The organism is Streptococcus mitis, from assembly GCF_002096895.1.
Lineage (GTDB): Bacteria > Bacillota > Bacilli > Lactobacillales > Streptococcaceae > Streptococcus > Streptococcus mitis_AH.
The window spans coordinates 41,015-56,916 of record NZ_NCVI01000014.1; the positions used below are offsets into that span (position 1 = coordinate 41,015).

Annotated in this window: 12 protein-coding genes; 1 reads left to right on the top strand and 11 read right to left on the bottom strand. The window is 40.8% G+C overall.

The window, feature by feature from the left end; translation table 11 throughout:
• Positions 1-56 precede the first annotated feature (56 nt).
• From B7697_RS00720 to B7697_RS00770, 11 genes are all read right to left on the bottom strand, one after another.
• The gene (locus B7697_RS00720) at positions 57-347 is read right to left on the bottom strand and encodes a hypothetical protein (protein WP_192851452.1); all 291 of its coding nucleotides are present in this window, start codon (positions 345-347) and stop codon (positions 57-59) included.
• Positions 328-720 carry a hypothetical protein gene (locus tag B7697_RS00725; protein WP_084949838.1) on the bottom strand — a complete coding sequence of 131 codons (393 nt, stop codon included), beginning with the start codon at positions 718-720 and terminating at the stop codon, positions 328-330. The genes B7697_RS00720 and B7697_RS00725 overlap by 20 nt, the downstream gene beginning before the upstream one ends.
• Positions 702-1,934, bottom strand: a complete 1,233-nt coding sequence (locus B7697_RS00730; protein WP_084949840.1) for a hypothetical protein — start codon at positions 1,932-1,934, stop codon at positions 702-704. The genes B7697_RS00725 and B7697_RS00730 overlap by 19 nt, the downstream gene beginning before the upstream one ends.
• Positions 1,934-2,377 carry a hypothetical protein gene (locus tag B7697_RS00735; RefSeq protein ID WP_192851453.1) on the bottom strand — a complete coding sequence of 148 codons (444 nt, stop codon included), beginning with the start codon at positions 2,375-2,377 and terminating at the stop codon, positions 1,934-1,936. Before B7697_RS00735 ends, B7697_RS00730 begins: the two co-directional genes overlap by 1 nt.
• Before the next feature lie 173 nt (positions 2,378-2,550).
• On the bottom strand, positions 2,551-4,101 hold the full coding sequence (locus tag B7697_RS00740) for a ClC family H(+)/Cl(-) exchange transporter (protein WP_084949842.1): 1,551 nt from the start codon (positions 4,099-4,101) through the stop codon (positions 2,551-2,553).
• 16 nt (positions 4,102-4,117) lie between these two features.
• On the bottom strand, positions 4,118-4,897 hold the full coding sequence (locus B7697_RS00745) for a ribonuclease HII (protein WP_084949844.1): 780 nt from the start codon (positions 4,895-4,897) through the stop codon (positions 4,118-4,120).
• Positions 4,884-5,735 (bottom strand): ribosome biogenesis GTPase YlqF, encoded by an 852-nt coding sequence (ylqF, locus tag B7697_RS00750; RefSeq protein ID WP_084949846.1) that lies wholly within the window; start codon positions 5,733-5,735, stop codon positions 4,884-4,886. The genes B7697_RS00745 and ylqF overlap by 14 nt, the downstream gene beginning before the upstream one ends.
• 188 nt (positions 5,736-5,923) lie before the next feature.
• Positions 5,924-7,102 carry a hypothetical protein gene (locus B7697_RS00755; protein WP_084949847.1) on the bottom strand — a complete coding sequence of 393 codons (1,179 nt, stop codon included), beginning with the start codon at positions 7,100-7,102 and terminating at the stop codon, positions 5,924-5,926.
• Positions 7,103-7,119: 17 nt separating this feature from the next.
• On the bottom strand, positions 7,120-10,770 hold the full coding sequence (gene addA / locus B7697_RS00760) for a helicase-exonuclease AddAB subunit AddA (RefSeq protein WP_084949849.1): 3,651 nt from the start codon (positions 10,768-10,770) through the stop codon (positions 7,120-7,122).
• Positions 10,767-14,042 (bottom strand): ATP-dependent nuclease subunit B, encoded by a 3,276-nt coding sequence (gene rexB / locus B7697_RS00765; RefSeq protein WP_084949876.1) that lies wholly within the window; start codon positions 14,040-14,042, stop codon positions 10,767-10,769. The genes addA and rexB overlap by 4 nt, the downstream gene beginning before the upstream one ends.
• A gap of 130 nt (positions 14,043-14,172) precedes the next feature.
• Positions 14,173-14,844, bottom strand: coding sequence for a CPBP family intramembrane glutamic endopeptidase (locus B7697_RS00770; RefSeq protein ID WP_084949850.1), 672 nt, complete (start codon positions 14,842-14,844; stop codon positions 14,173-14,175).
• A 218-nt stretch (positions 14,845-15,062) separates the two neighbouring features.
• Here B7697_RS00770 and B7697_RS00775 point away from each other — a divergent pair, with 218 nt between their 5' ends.
• Positions 15,063-15,872 carry a Cof-type HAD-IIB family hydrolase gene (locus B7697_RS00775; RefSeq protein ID WP_084949852.1) on the top strand — a complete coding sequence of 270 codons (810 nt, stop codon included), beginning with the start codon at positions 15,063-15,065 and terminating at the stop codon, positions 15,870-15,872.
• The last annotated feature ends 30 nt before the right edge of the window (positions 15,873-15,902 follow it).

Sequence of the window (15,902 nt, forward strand, 5' to 3'; positions counted from 1 at the left end):
TGTTATAGAGGACATAGATGCAAAGAAAACTATATAACCATACGAAAAATTCTTCTTTATACATCATCATACTTGACTAACATATTAGGTATTTTTGTTTCAAGACTCTTGCGGACTTTTCCTGGTATTGCAGTGTCCATTTGGCTGTTAATACTTGTTATTGTTGCTTTAGTATCTTTTGCAATTGTTTTCGATTTTTGGTCAAAACTTTCTTTTATTTGATTTTTAGCGGTCTTTGCCAATTGGCATTGAGCCAGGATATGATTTCTTTCCATCATGCGATACATTTGTTTTAGAGCGTATTGGTATTCTTCATCAGTATAGTACTCATTCATTGGTGCTTGCATAATTTCTCCTTAGTTTTTGATATTCTTCATCTAAGATATTTTTTCTTTGTCGAAATTCTTTATCTATTTTTTCTTTTTCTTCTTCCAGTTTTATTTCATTAGTTCTATAAACTTGGTTAGAATGATATCTCAAATTTTCTATGTCTGTAAAGTACTCTCTAACACAATCAGCTGGTGATGAAAACTTTCTTAATACTAGGTACATTTTATCAGCTTCTTCGTTCATGATCTTTTCTAATCTTGCAGCACGTTCCTCTAATTCTAGTGTCTTTTTCTCTAACTTTTTCTTTTCCAGATAGTATTGTTCTTCGAGGTTAAGAATTTCCCTCTCTTTTTGTCTAATGGCATCCCATTTTACATCTCTGCTTTCCATTGTTTGAACTCCTTAGCAAATTGTGTGTCTGTTGCCACTGTTTTTTCGATGACTTCCTGTAATTGTTTATCCAAATTTTCGAATTCTTGGGCGGAAGCATTCATCTTAGCGACTATTTGATCCGTTTCTGCCTGAAAAGTATCGATAAACTGTGCTTGAGTGATACCTTGGCTAGCAAAAAGGGTTTCAACTTCATAGGGAGTCAAGGCTGTGTAGCTTGTAAAATCGATTTTTGACCAAATTTCTTGTAATTCTTGGTTAGCAATCTTGGCTAAGGCGCTCACTTCATCAGCTCCAGTTCTTGCTGCTGTAGCCATAGATGATGATAAGATAGAACCTTGAACTGCATCTAAGTATATTTCCTCAGAGCTACTAATGCCACCTGATGACCATTTTGATTTCAAGTCCTTGTAATGAGCCATTCCTCGGAGACTGTTGGCATAAGCTCGATAAACACCACTAATTAAGGGTTTTCCACCTTTACCATCAACAACTTGACCTGTTACAGGATCAAACTCCCAATCATCGATATTGTGGCTAGTTCCGTCCAGCCAGTATATTGTATCAGGCATTTTTAAGAGAGACTTATTAAACCATTCGGGGTGATTGAAATCATTGATAACGACAACATTATCAGACTTTCTACGATAATCAATAAACATAGCTGGATTTTTGTCTATGAATGCTTTTTCGTCATTAGAAAGTGAAAGATAATAAAACCAGGCATTGAAGGTTGTCGTAGGGATGTGGTATTTAGCTCCTACCTTTAGCATATAAGAGCCTTGTGAATAACCCGATAGATGACTAACTTCATATCTGGGATCGTCCATGATTTCTTTTACGAAACGGTCCGCTACAAAATATTGGGGTGACAAAGATGTATCTCTTTCTACCAGAGCTGTAGAAATGTCAATCTTAGTAGGACTCCCTGGATCCGTCCCTGCAGCAATCACGGCTACATTTTTATAATCTGGTTTGCCGTTCACAATAGGTGCAACCGCCAGTCCATCAAAACCTGTTTCAATGTCAGACTTAGTCGCAATGACACGGAATTCTTGACCATCGGATATTATGGTGTTTGTTTCACCTTTATTTTTAGGCGAAGGAGTAACAATTTTGTAACCCTTTCGCTTGGCGTATTCTGGATTGGAACTATAAACATTTTTTCCTTGATTTAATTCATTAAGTTGTTTATCTGTATAAGTGAAAACCACTACTGTGCTCCTTTTTCTTTATCCGAATAATATATAGTAACTAAAGATGTTGTTTTCCCTTTATGAGAATTCAATATTTCCCACTGGTCGTTTATTTCTTTATTTGTTTTTCCATTAATAAAACCATTATAATTTTCAACATCATTTAAAGAGTGGCCTACACGATATTCTATTTTTACTTTATCTGAAAATAGAATATTTACATCACAAGACCAGTCTCCCGGAGGGGTTGTATATTCTGGATTGGAAATTTTGATCTCTTCTATCCCGTCGTAAGAATTTTTTAAAGCATTTACCAAACTAACTTCGTACTCTCTATTTCGACGTTCTTCTTGAGATTTCCCTAACATAGAAAACATAAAAACACCTCCAGCTGTGATGATTGCGAGTAACAAAACGATTAGTAGCCATTTATGACTTTTTTTGATGCCAGAATTACTCATTTAAGCTTTCCTCCTTTTCTCATTATACTATAACCTAGAATAACTTAATCATTTTTTATAATATATTATAATATTTCTAACAAGAAAAAACCGACCTCATTGCTGAGAATCGGTTTTCTAGTGTATTTAATTAAGAAATTCGTTTCCACATAACATAAATTATGTAAAAACTTCTACAATAACAAATCTTTGACTTTCCCAATTTCACTTTTTGGAATAACTAGGTGAATCATATCACCCAGATACATTCTGGTTGAGCCGTTAACGGTTTGGCTCTTGCCATTATGGACTTGGGTGGTGATGAGTACGTTATGTGGCAAGTTGAGTTCGTGTACTTGTTTTCCTGCTATTTTATCTGAAACAGGGATTTCAATGAGAGTGACTTCTCCTTCATCTGTCGCTTCTTCTGGCAGCATTTTTTCCAACATAGCCTCATAGACTGGTGCCCCCTTGAGTAGATCCATGATAATATAGGCAACCAAGGTCACTAATCCAAGTGGCATGAGGTTGCGAATATCTCCTACCATCTCAGTTACGAGAATCATAGCAGTTAAGGGAGCCTTGGATATGGCTCCAAAATAGCCACTCATTCCTAGAATGACAAATATAGGGAATTGCTCTTGATTGACAAGTTCAAGATTGACACAAATAACACCAACTAGGGCACCAAGTAAGGACCCAAGCGCCAAAATTGGTAGGAAAATACCTCCTGGAAGGCCACTTCCATAACTAATCATACTCCAAACAAAACGAATCAGAAAGTAAGCTAGTAGGACTTGGAAACTAAAATCTTGCTCAGTTAGGGAAAGAACCAGCTGATTTCCACCACCAAGGATTTGGGGTAAGAAGATTCCGACTGGGATGATAAGAATGAAAGCCAGAATTGGATAATAAGCTCTATCCAAACGGATTTTTTGACCAAGCCAGTCATAAACTCTACCAACATTGAGCACAGCTTTCTCATAGAGAAAACCAGATAGTCCAAGAAAAACTCCCATAAGGAGGTAAATCCAATACTGGTCTAGGGTCATGAGTGGGATGTTGTCTGGCATGTCCAGTACGGGTGTTAAGCCAAATATGAGTAGTGAGACAAAGTTTGCTACGAGACTAGCTGCGAGAGTAGATACCCAGAAAAAGCGTGAAAAATGGTGATAAACTTCTTCTACCACAAAGAGAAGTCCTGCAATAGGAGCATTAAAGGCTGCGGCTAATCCTGCTGCAGCTCCACTTGCAATAAGGGAACGTTCCTCAACTGGACTGGATTTGAGCCACTTAGCAATTCCTTTACCGCCGACAGCTCCAAGTTGAATACTTGGTCCTTCACGCCCCAGCATGAGTCCGCTGGCAATTGCAAGAATTCCTAGAACATATTTTTTCCAAAGAACACCCCACCAGTTGAGGGTCATGAGTCCCTTTAATTCAGCTTCGACTTGAGGAATTCCTGAGCCTTTGATGTCTTTTTCTGATCGAGTTAATTTCGCACTGAGCCAACAAACTATTAAATAAAATAGACCAATGATAAGAAGATTGCGCACTAGGTGCGCTTGATCTTGATAAAGTCCTTGTATTAGGTGGAAGCCTTTTTCGATTGAAAATCGAAAAGATCCAACGATGATCCCAACGACAAGACCGACGATGATTCCTCGTCCAACTTGGGATAATATGGTGCTTGAGGCAAAGGCAAATTCTTTCTTGGAACTGAGTGTTTCTGACTGTTCCTCCATAATCATTCCTTCTAACTTAACTTTCTTTTTCTCCTAAAACCAGTGATTTAACGGGTTCAAAGCTGGTTCGGTGAATTGGGGTAACTCCTAGTTTTGTGAGGCCTTCCAGGTGTTTAGCAGTTCCATATCCTGCATTAGTAGCAAAGTCATAGCCAGGAAATTGCTGATCGTATTCCCTCATCAATTCATCACGTGTCACCTTGGCTACTATAGAAGCTGCTGCAATTGAAAGGGAATTAGCATCTCCTTTGATGATAGATGTTTGTGAAATTGGTAAATCCAGTTTCATGGCATCGATCAAAAGGTGCTCAGGTTGAGGACTGAGCTGGGAAATTGCTTCCTGCATGGCTAGTTTGGTTGCTTCATAGATATTGACTTGGTCGATGACCTGATTATCTATGATACCAATGCCGATTGATAAAGCTTGGTCTTGAACTGCTTGGAAAATCTCCAGATGTTTCTTTTTAGGAATTTTCTTGCTGTCATTGAGGCCTTTAATTTTACAATTTTGAGGTAAAATAACAGCTGCAGCGACTACAGGCCCAGCCAGAGGACCACGACCTACCTCATCAACACCAGCAATTAAGGTCAATCCTTGCTTGTTCAGTTCTTTTTCATAGGAAAGCATGGATTCCAAACGAAGATCCTCATCCAATTCAGCCTGAATGGCTTTTTTACGCTTGCTGATTTCCTTTTTAACTCCAGAACGATTATCCTTTTCAAGCTCTAAAAAAATAGGGCTATCAAGGTCCTTGACCGTTGCAAGGAGTTCTTTGATTTCTTTAATCGTCGCCATCGAGGTCTTCCAATGTATCTAAGGTATAGTTACCGAGTTTGCCATCACGGACTTCCTTCACGAAGAGACTATAAAAACGGTCATAGTCGTCACGGAAACCGAGGGCGCGGGTCATGTCCATAATAATAACAGGCGCTTCTTCTTCAATTTTCATTTGTTTGAAGCGTTCAGCCAGCTTTTCCGGATAATGTTCTTTGAAATAATTGAGGCCAAAAATGGTCACCTCATCCATAGGAAGCAACTGGTCTTTAATAGCTCCCGTTAAGGCTAACTTAAGCGCAACAGTTTCATCTTCAAACTTAGGCCAAAGAATCCCTGGCGTATCTAAGATTTCCAAGTCTTTGTTCGTTTTGAGCCATTGTTGACCTTTGGTCACACCAGGCTTGTTGCCGACAACAGCAATTCTCTTACCAGCCAAACGGTTCATGAGAGTTGATTTACCAGCATTTGGAATCCCGATAATCATAGTACGCAAGGTTTCAATCTTGATACCGCGTTCCTTCTGGCGTGTAATCTTATCCGCCATGAGTTTCTTAGCGGCATCTGTTACAACTTTTACAGTCACTTGCTCTTTGGAGTTGATAGCCAGAGTTTGGATTCCTTGTGATTCAAAATACTGACGCCATTCCTTGGTCATTGCTGGGTCAGCCAAGTCCGCCTTATTTAAAATCAAGAGTTTTGGTTTATCACCAACGATTTTGGTCAACATAGGGTTTTGACTAGATAGAGGTAAGCGTGCATCCACCAAAATCGTTACAAAATCAACAAATTTTAAATTTTCCTGCACCTGTCGACGAGCTTTAGACATGTGACCAGGAAACCATTGAATAGTGGCCATAATATATCTCCTTCGGATTGAAGAAACTGTAAAAACGTTTTCTTTCTTATCCTCTATTCTATCATAAATTATTCTTTTTTGCACAAGCTTTTATTTGTAATAGCTACTTTATAAAGGAAGGCTGATTTCAAATTCACTTAATTTATATATTAACTTTATATAAAATTCTAAGACTTATATATTTAGTTTTAGATGAGTATTCGAGATAAAAATGGGACTATACAATTTGTCAAAATTCCTTCTATCCAGCTTTCTTGTGCTGAGGAGAGATGCTCTGTTTGAAGGCTTTCTTTTAGAAAATCTCGAACTTGTTCTGGTGCGATTTCAAACTCAAAGGCTTTCATTTTATAGAAAAAGTCGAGCAGATGGTCTGACAGATATTCAGTTGAAAATGGCACTTCTCCACTTTTTCGATGTTCTAATAAGAGCCTAGAAAATCGGGCTTTTTCTTCAGGAAGCTCACGAAAATAGGAATTGAGGAGCCAGGTCTGCTTCTGCTTTCTTTCAATTGGATCCTGACTCGCAATTCGTTGGTCTTTTTCCAGCTCTTTTTGGTATTGTTTAGCCTTGATAGCCCGTTCTGTTCGATTTTTACCAAAAAGTATTTTTTCCCACTTGCGTTCTTCTTGGGTTAGGGTTTCTGTAAAGCCAAAGTAGTCTTGATAAGCCCGCTCTGCTGGTCCCATGGCTAGGACCAGATTGTCTGCATATTGCTTGGCGATTTTATCCCTCTTCTTGCGCTCTTTCTCTGCCTGGATACGGAGTTCTTGTTCGTAGTCAATTTTCTCCTTGCCTAGCTTGACAAGGTAGAGTTGATCATCCGGTTTTCCAAGTAAAAAGGGCTTAATGCATTTTTCAAGGACTTCTTCCATGCGAGCCTTCTTCTTTGGCTCAGCCTTGGTCCAATTTCCTCCTTGAAAGACTTCTAGGAAGAGTTGGTAGTCTCTCTCAGGTGCGAACTGATTGCCACGATTAGGCTTGAAAACGCCTTTTTCCCAGAGCCATTTTAGAAGTCGCTCGTCAAAGTCACTTTTATTGACCTTGATTTTTTCCTTTTTCTGGGCTTTTCTGGTAAGATTTTCAACCTTTCTGAGTAATTTTTCTTCCTCTTCTAGTTGCTGGTCAAGGGACAATCGATGAAAATGACGAACACAATCGCTGCCGATTGGAAAGAGGCGTTGGCCTGTGACACCGTTAAAGAGTTCGTAGGCGTATTTGATAGCATTCCCACAAACACAATTGCTACGGCCGATACCATTAAAAATCAAGGAAACTTCATTCCATTCCTTGGTAGCCTGTTCCCAAGTATCGGCTTTTGAAGCCTGTAAAACCGCATCGTGCAGGGATTTTCTAACTGGAAGTGTCATGAGGTCTCCTTTCTAGATTATACTTTTACAACTTGAACCTCGTCTTTACCGAGTAAAATCAAGTATTTTTCAATATTTTCAATCAAATAGGCTCGTGATAAAGCCTCTCCATAAAGGGCTAATTGACCACGATAGCGGTCTATGAGTTGACTTGGCTCGTCATAGCGGTCTGTCTTGTAGTCGAAAAGAACGATACGATCCTCATAAAGCAGATAGCCGTCCAAGATTCCACGGACAACGAAGTCTTCCTGACTCTTTTGATCTCGTTTGAGCATGGAGAAAGGTTGCTCGCGATAAAGATGGTCTGTATTAGCAAGAATTTCTTGACCAAGTGCTGTGTCAAAGAATGAAAGAATTTTAGCAAGATTGATCTTGTCTCTAACAGCTGGGCTGGTTTGAACTTGTTTGAGAGTTTCTGTCAGGCTAGCAAGGGTTGGTCGCTGACTTAGGTCAATTCTCTGCATGAGTTCGTGGGTAGCACTACCAATCTCAGCTCCTGTTACCTTTTCTTTGGTTGAAAAATCTGGTAACTCAAAGCTAATTTTCTTGTCTACTGACTGGCCTTGACCTGCAATCTCGACACCTTCCATATCCATAACTGGTTCATAGAATTTCTTGATTTGACTTGGGGTTTGAACACTAGGAAGCTCAATGGCTGCGCGGTGAAGAGTATTATAAACTTCCACCTCTTTCAGCATTTCCAGAGCTTCTTTGATGGTTTCAGACTGGCGGTTGTCTGCTTGAGAGCTATCTTGTAGAGGGCTCTTGTTTTCCAACTCTCCGATAGCTTCTCTAGTCAACTGGTCTTCGCCAACAAAACGATAGCTAAAGTTGAGATTGTCCTTGGCAAACACTTTGCTAATAGCCCAAAGCCAATCTTGGAAATTCTTGGCTTGCAGTCTAGTATTGCTATTTAGTTTCCCATTTTTGGTTGCTGGGTATTCCTTGGATTCCAGCTTTTCACGCGAACCCTTGCCGACAAGATAAAGCTTTTTCTCAGCCCGTGTCATGGCAACATACAGAAGGCGCATCTGCTCAGAATAGCTTGCCAGCTGTAATTCCTCTTCATTCTGTATATAAGTTAGGCTAGGAATGGAGAGTTTGATGGTTTTAGGATAATGAGCTTCCACTGCTCCTGTCTCCATTTTGGCAATATATTTGACACCTAGTCCATTTTTACGGCTGAGAATGACTTCTGACATGCTGTCTTGCTTATTGAAGTCCTGATCCATATTGAGGATAAAAACGTAAGGGAACTCCAGTCCTTTACTCTTGTGAATGGTCATGAGCTCTACTGCATCTTTTGGCGGTGCGACAGCCACGCTCGCAAGATCGTGCTGGGCTTCCAAGACTTGGTCAATCATACGAATAAAACGAGACAAGCCCTTGAAATTGCTCTTTTCAAATTGATCAGCACGTAGAGCTAGTGCATAGAGATTAGCCTGTCTAGCAAGACCATTTGGTAAAGCCCCCACATAATCATAATAAAAACGGTCGTTATAAATCTTCCAAATCAAGTCATATAGGGAGTGGGTTTTGGCATACAGGCGCCAAGAAACCAAGATATCCATGAATTGGTTTAGTTTCTCAGCTAGAGCAGTGTGAATCAAGTTTTTCTGCCTGCTATCCAGTTTTTGTGCATTGACTAGTTTCTCATAGAGATTTTCCTGGACTTTATCCTCTGCTTTCTGAAGGGACAAACGTGCTAACTCATCCTCATCAAAACCAAACATTGGAGACTTCATAAGGGCAACCAAGGCGTAGTCTTGCAGGGGATTGTGAATGACACGAAGGGTGTCTAGCATGACTTGCACTTCTAGGGATTGGAGATAATTGTTCTGCTCTCCGTCAGTTTTGACAGGAATTCCATACTCAGACAGGGCGAGAAGAATCTGGTCATTACGACTGCGACTTGAGGTCAGAAGGGCAATTTCTTTAAAGGTAACACCTTGTTCCTTATGGAGTTTCAGAATCTCCTTGATGACTAAGCGCATTTCGCCTGTTAGTTTCGTTTCTGCCTGCCCCTCTTCTTCCTCATCTGTGTCGTCCTTGTCATAGAGGAGAAATTCTGCCTTGTTGTCTGTATTGGGAGTCAGTTTGGTATTGGCAAAGACAAGCTGGTGCATGTTATCATAGTTGATTTCGCCGACTTCTTGGTCCATAAGACGCTCAAAAACATCATTGGTTGCTGACAGCACTTCTGAACCGCTACGGAAATTTTCCTTGAGGAGAATGAGCTTGCCCTCTTTTGGATTTTGCACATAGCGTTGGAATTTCTCATTGAAAATCTGCGGGTCTGCCTGACGGAAACGATAGATAGATTGCTTGATATCTCCCACCATAAAGCGATTGTGGCTATTAGACAACAATTCCAGCATCCGTTCTTGAATGTGATTGGTATCCTGATACTCATCGACCATGACTTCGTGGAAACGTTCCTGATAAGCTTCACGAACTTGCGGGAATTTCTCTAAAATCTCAATGGTGTAATGGCTGATATCAGCGAATTCAAAGGCGTTTTCCTGGCGCTTACGTTGACGATAAGCTTCCACAAAATCACTCATGAAAGATTGGAAGGTTTTAGCTAGTTCCCAGGTATCTCCATGATAACGTTCTTGATAGTCGAGAATCGTTATCTGATCTGCTAGTTGTCCTAGTTTAGCAAACTGGGTCTTTCTCTCTTCGTTGTAGGCATCGGCCAGTGGCTTCAAATCAGCCTTACGACTGGCATTTGTCAGAGCTCGACCATTTTTCTCTTTCGAAATTGCGACAACACGCGCAAGAACCGCTTGATAATCCTGACTATCGGACTCCTGATTCAATGAGCCAATTTCATCCAGAATCAACTGAACATTTTCTAAATAAGCAGCCTTTGCAAATTCCTTGGAATCATTATCCAGATGATAACGGAAGAAACTTTCCAAGTCCCAAAGGGCTTGCTGGATTTGCTCAGTCAGTTTTTCTTTTTCACTGGTAAAATCAGCTTTCTCAAAGCCTTTGAGGAAAGATTCACTTAACCATTTCTGAGGATTGCTGGTGGATTGGAGGAAGTCATAGATTTTATAGACTTGCTGACGTAGCCCCCGTTCGTCCTTGCCACGCCCTGCAAAATTTTTCAGCAAATGACTAAAGGTCTCTTTCTGTTTTCCTTGGTAATGGGCTTCAAAGACCTCATGAAAGACTTCGTTTTTTAGAAGGAGTTGCTCGCTCTGGTTTTGTAAAATACGGAAATTAGGCGCAATATCAATCAGATAGCCATGTTTGCCAAGGAATTTTTGTGTGAAAGAGTCCATGGTTCCGATGGCTGCGTTGGGTAGGTCTGCCAACTGGCGGCCCAAGTGTTGTTTGAGCTCGACATCATCCGTTTCTTGGATTTGTTGGCTGATTTTTTTCTCTAAACGTTCCTTAAGCTCAGTCGCAGCCTTAACGGTAAAGGTTGAGATAAAGAGTTGAGAAATTTCGACACCACGCGCCAATTGGTCCAGAATACGCTCGGCCATGACAAAAGTCTTCCCAGAGCCAGCCGATGCTGAAACCAGGATATTCTGACCAGAAGTGTAGATGGCTTCGATTTGCTCGGCTGTTTTCTTTTGTGCCTTGCTCGAACTTGCTTCTGCTTTTTGCAGTTTTTGAATTTCTTCCTCAGTTAAAAAGAAAATGGGCTTCATCGATTCAACTCCTCTCTCATTTTTTCAAACCAAGCTTGCTTAAGCTTTTCTCCGACCAGACGCTTGCCGTTAGCTAAGTCTAACTTCTCTAGGAAACGAGCTTGTCCCAAATGGTAATTAGCTTCAAATCCAGTAATGGCTTGGTGTTGCTGGACGTATGGGGCAATACTTCTGCCATTTTCTGTATAAGGATTAATGGAAAACTGGCCTGCTAAAATTTTCTCAGCTGCTTTCTTGTAAAGATGGGCATTGTAGTCCAGTAGGAGCTGGAATTCCTCATCTGTCAGCTGATTAGCCTTGTTTTTGTTGTAAAATTCGCCCAAATGACTACTTTCTTTTTCTAAAAAGAGTCCTTGGTATTTCATAGACTTGCTGGCTTCTACTACTGCACCTGCCAGACTTTTAACGGCCATCAAAGATTGGACAGGCTCAGCCATTTCCAAGTACATAGCACCGAAAAAGTTCTGCTCCCCTTCTCTTTTTAAGGCAGCTAAGTAGGTTGGCAGTTGAGAATTGAGTCCATTAAAGAAATGAGGAAACTGGAACTGAGTCAAACTGGATTTGTAGTCTACTACTCCTATCGCTCCATCAGCTTTCAATCGGTCAATGCGGTCAACCTTGCCTCGTACAAAGACACTGCGACCATTGTCCAATTGAATAAAGGCCTGCTCTTTTCCACCAAAATTTGCCTCTTCTTTAATGGTTTCGATGGCTGGATTATGGCGGAGAATGTGACCAGTCGTCCGTGCAACATCAAGCAAAACTTCTTTGGTAAACTGGGCTTCCAAACTTTCCTGATAAATAGCCTCAAATTCCCGTTCTTGACTGGTTTCTTGGATAGCCTGTTCTAAACGTCGGTCAAAGGGGTCTTCATCAGATAACTGCAAAGCACGTTCAAAGATACGGTGCAAGAAATTTCCGTGACTACGAGCATCAGGACGCAAACGTAATTCTTCTTGCAAGCCTAAAACGTAGCGAAGAAAATAACTGTATTCATTGCGATAAAATTCCGTCAAACCAGAGGTAGAGAGGTAAAACTCCTGATCAGTAGGATAGAGAGCTTGCAAGGTGTCCTTAGCCAACTGCTTACTGGTTGGACTGGTTGGAAGGGCTGGATTTTCCAAACCTTGCTGGTCTAGTTTTTTACCCATCACACGCGCCAGAACCTTGACAAAGGTCAAATCTTGCTCAGTATCACTCGTCTCGCCCTGCTGGTGATAAGAAACCAGACTGGACAAAAGACTGTGATAGGATCCCATATCCTCCTTAGACAGCCCCTTGTGATTCATCCTCTTCTCTTTCCTGCTAAATCCAAAATGGACCAGTTCTTGAAGATAGGCTGATTCCTTACTTTCACTTTCATTAAAAAGGCTTGGAGCTGACAAGATTAACTCTTTACGAGCAGAATTAACCAAGGAAAGCATAGTGTAGCGATTTTTCTTGAGATTCTCACTGCTGGCAATCAGTAACTGTGCTCCCTCTTCTGTCGCTTGGTTTAGGCTCTGTCTTTCTTCGTCTGTCAAAAGACTGGTATTCTGCGCGATTTTTGGTAAATTGTCCTGAGTCAGCCCAATGGCATAGACAAAGTCAGCCGTTAAGGGCGCAATCAAATCGTAACTCTGCACCAGAACGGTGTCTACTGTCGCTGGAATGGTGCGATACTGAGATAGACTCATACCGGAATGAAGCAAGGCTAGGAAGTCCTCTAGACTAACCTGTGAACCAGCAAAAACTGTAGCAAATTGTTCCAAAACATGACAGAAGGCCTTCCAAACTTCGGCCTGTCTTTCCTGATCAAGAGCTTCCATGGTGGCTGTTAAGTCTTGCAACTGCTTGGTCACCGCTCCTTCTTTTAGAAAAGAATTCCACTTTTGCAAGAGGTTTTCAGCCTTTTGTTTTCGACTGGCAAAGAGGGTCTCAAGAGGTGCTACAATCCGCAAACGAAGGGCATTTAAACGTTCCAAATCAAATTTTCCGTGGTGGGATTTGGTGAAGGTTTGCTGAAAGGCTGGTAAGCCATTGATACCAAGATAGCGGATATATTGCTCAAAAGCATCAATATCAGCCTGATTAAGATCGGTATACAGACCTGTTCTAAGAAGGTTTATCAAATCCTCCTGACGAAAACGATAGCGTTTCAAAGCCAAAATAGACTCGACAAATTGAGTCAAAGGATGGTGCGCCATGGATTCGCTTCTACCAAGATAAAAAGGAATCTGATACTGGTCAAAAATGGTTTTTAGAGATAACTGGTAAGAAGCTACATCCCCCAAGAGAATACGAAAATGCTTGTAACTCAGGTCTGAGTTCTCATGTAATTTCTGACGAATGCTACGGGCCACCAACTCCAACTCTTCCTTTTGCGTCAAGCAAGACCAGATTTGCAGGTTTTCACGGTCCTCATCATCGACATCCAAGGTGAGTTCTGAAAAGTCATAAGAAGACTCCAGCAAACGAGAGGCCTTGTCAAAACTATCCATCTTTTCATGAGTTTGAGAACAGTCCTGAGCAGGAGTTTGGTATTTAGAGGCTAGATGATGGAGAAACTCCACACTGGCTTGGTAGAGATTGCCCTCGCTAAAGGGACTGGTATAAGCTTTCTTACTAGCATAAACCCCAATGACAATCTCAACACCCTTGCAATGAAGTAGGTCCACAATTCGCTCTTCCTCAGCAGAAAAACGGGTAAATCCATCAATAACTAAAGCAATTTGAGTAAAATCACTACTTACTTTGTCATTCTCAATAGCCTCAATCAAATGGGACAACTGACTTCCCTGAGCTAACTGTCCCTGATTGAGATAGGCCGTTACTTTCTCAAAAATCAAGAGCAAATCGGCTCTCTTGTCCTCATCAGTCAAACTTTCCAAATCTAAAAAACTCATTTGAGCCTTGGTCATCTCGTGATACAGTTCAATCAACTGCTGGATAAATTGAGGATCCTGCTTGATAGCTCCATAAACACGTAAATCTTTAGGATCAAGTTCGGCAAGGCATTTGTAAAAGGCCATTCCAAGACCGATATCATCTAGACTGGTCTTAGCAGGCAAGTCATTCAAGATCAGGTAACGAGCCATTTGAGCAAAGCGCGTGACGGTAATCGCAAAAGAAGCCTGCTGGGACAAGCATTCCAGCACGGCGCGTTCCTTTTCAAAAGAAAGAGAGTTGGGAGCGATGTAGAAGACCCGCTTGCCAGCAGCAACTAGCTCCTCTGCCTCTCTGGTTAGAATTTCTGTCAAAGAAGTTCGAATATCAGTATAAAGTAATTTCATCTCTGCCTCGTTTGAATTTTTCATTACCATATATTATACCATGATTAGCCACCCAAGTCTGTAAATAATCAATTCTTGCTCATCTGTTGAAAAGAAAAATGCCGGATCTTCCGGCATTGAATGATAAGTACTAACTTGCTAAAAATAGATTGATCCATAAATACCAAAAAGCAGTCATGTTAATCAAGATATGGAGCAAAATGGGATAATAGAGAGAGTGAGTTTTTCGGTAGAGCAATGCTAAAATCACTCCTCCACTAGCATAAATGAAAAAAGCAAGAGGTGTTAAAGCAAAATTGACATGAATATAACCGAAAATAATAGCAGAAAGCAAGACATCTCCATACCAAGGCGAGTTTTTGAAAAAGGTTGTCATAAGCACACCGCGATAAATCAATTCCTCAGCAGTAGGGCCGATGAAGCAAGCCATGAGCAAGAAATAGGGTAATTCCTGTCGTCCCATCATTTCTATCGTTTCATTCAAAGAAATTTGATTTGAAGACGAGGGTATGAAATAAGACAAGAAGAAGTCCGACATATACGAAATGATGTAGCCCAGTAAAAGGTAGATAAAGTACCTCAACTGCCACTTGAAATGAAAAGTCTTCTTTCCTGCAAAAACTAGTAGATAGATGACCGCTAATAAAAGAACTCCACTCTCCATCAAAAGCAGAATCTGAAAAAATTCACGACTTGCTGGTAGATAGGGCTTTGCGAGGTGATTGAAAAGCCCCCAAAACCAAGTTGATTTGTAAAAAATTAAGGACAATGCTAGTAAAATTTGAATAGCCCGTTTTTTCATATTAAATCCTCTGTTTTACTTAACTAGCTTATTGAATATAATGGTTTACTTAACTGTATAACAAGTTTAGTATAGCACATATTGGCGAAACATCCTCTTCAAATCATGAATTGCCATCAAAACATCTTAAACTGTAAAATCAATTAGCCCCAAGCTTCCTATCAATTTCTTCTCCAAAATATGCTATAATAATACCAAAAAATAAAGAAGGAAAATCTATGATTAAACTATTAGCCTTGGATATGGACGGAACCCTCCTCAATGAAGCCAAGGAAATCCCACAAGCTCATATTACTGCTATTCACCAAGCTATTGAAAAAGGTGTCAAACTGGTTCTCTGTACGGGTCGCCCGCTTTTCGGTGTTCTCCCCTACTATCAAAAACTGGGGCTTGATCTCCAGAATGAGTATGTGATTGTTAACAACGGTTGCTCAACTCACCAGACAAGTGATTGGAGTCTGGTTGATTGGCAAGAACTCAGTCCAGCAGACATCGAGTACCTCTATGACCTAGCTGAAAAAAGTGATGTTCAGTTAACTCTTTTTGATGAGGAGCATTATTTTGTCCTCGGTGGCAAGCCTAATGAAATTGTTCAAAATGATGCCAAGCTAGTCTTTTCAGACCTGACTGAAATTTCCCTTGAGGAAGCTACCAGTGGTAAGTACCGTATGTTCCAAGGTATGTTTTTGGGTACAAAAGAGCAAACAGACGATTTTGAGGAGCGCTTTGCTGGGGAACTCTGTCAACGATTCAGTGGCGTTCGTTCGCAGCCTGTCATTTATGAAGCTATGCCACTTGGAACGACAAAGGCTACTGCTCTTTCACGACTGGCAGAGATTTTGAATATCGAGCCATCAGAAATTATGGCTATGGGCGATGCTAATAACGATATTGAAATGCTCCAGTTTGCAGGACTTGGCATTGCAATGGGAAATGCCAGCGATTATGTCAAATCCCTAGCTGATGCCGTTACAGCAAGCAACGAAGAAGACGGTGTTGCGCGTGCCATTGAGAAATATATTTTATAATTAAGAAGCCCAGTTCGTGTCAACTGGGTT

What these genes read in the sequence shown, in the direction of transcription:
- B7697_RS00720 (WP_192851452.1), bottom strand. Translation starts at nt 347, where the DNA reads ATGCAAGCACCAATGAATGAGTACTATACTGATGAAGAATACCAATAC.
- B7697_RS00725 (WP_084949838.1), bottom strand. Translation starts at nt 720, where the DNA reads ATGGAAAGCAGAGATGTAAAATGGGATGCCATTAGACAAAAAGAGAGG.
- B7697_RS00735 (WP_192851453.1), bottom strand. Translation starts at nt 2,377, where the DNA reads ATGAGTAATTCTGGCATCAAAAAAAGTCATAAATGGCTACTAATCGTT.
- B7697_RS00740 (WP_084949842.1), bottom strand. Translation starts at nt 4,101, where the DNA reads ATGGAGGAACAGTCAGAAACACTCAGTTCCAAGAAAGAATTTGCCTTT.
- B7697_RS00745 (WP_084949844.1), bottom strand. Translation starts at nt 4,897, where the DNA reads ATGGCGACGATTAAAGAAATCAAAGAACTCCTTGCAACGGTCAAGGAC.
- ylqF (WP_084949846.1), bottom strand. Translation starts at nt 5,735, where the DNA reads ATGGCCACTATTCAATGGTTTCCTGGTCACATGTCTAAAGCTCGTCGA.
- B7697_RS00755 (WP_084949847.1), bottom strand. Translation starts at nt 7,102, where the DNA reads ATGACACTTCCAGTTAGAAAATCCCTGCACGATGCGGTTTTACAGGCT.
- addA (WP_084949849.1), bottom strand. Translation starts at nt 10,770, where the DNA reads ATGAAGCCCATTTTCTTTTTAACTGAGGAAGAAATTCAAAAACTGCAA.
- rexB (WP_084949876.1), bottom strand. Translation starts at nt 14,042, where the DNA reads ATGAAATTACTTTATACTGATATTCGAACTTCTTTGACAGAAATTCTA.
- B7697_RS00770 (WP_084949850.1), bottom strand. Translation starts at nt 14,844, where the DNA reads ATGAAAAAACGGGCTATTCAAATTTTACTAGCATTGTCCTTAATTTTT.
- B7697_RS00775 (WP_084949852.1), top strand. Translation starts at nt 15,063, where the DNA reads ATGATTAAACTATTAGCCTTGGATATGGACGGAACCCTCCTCAATGAA.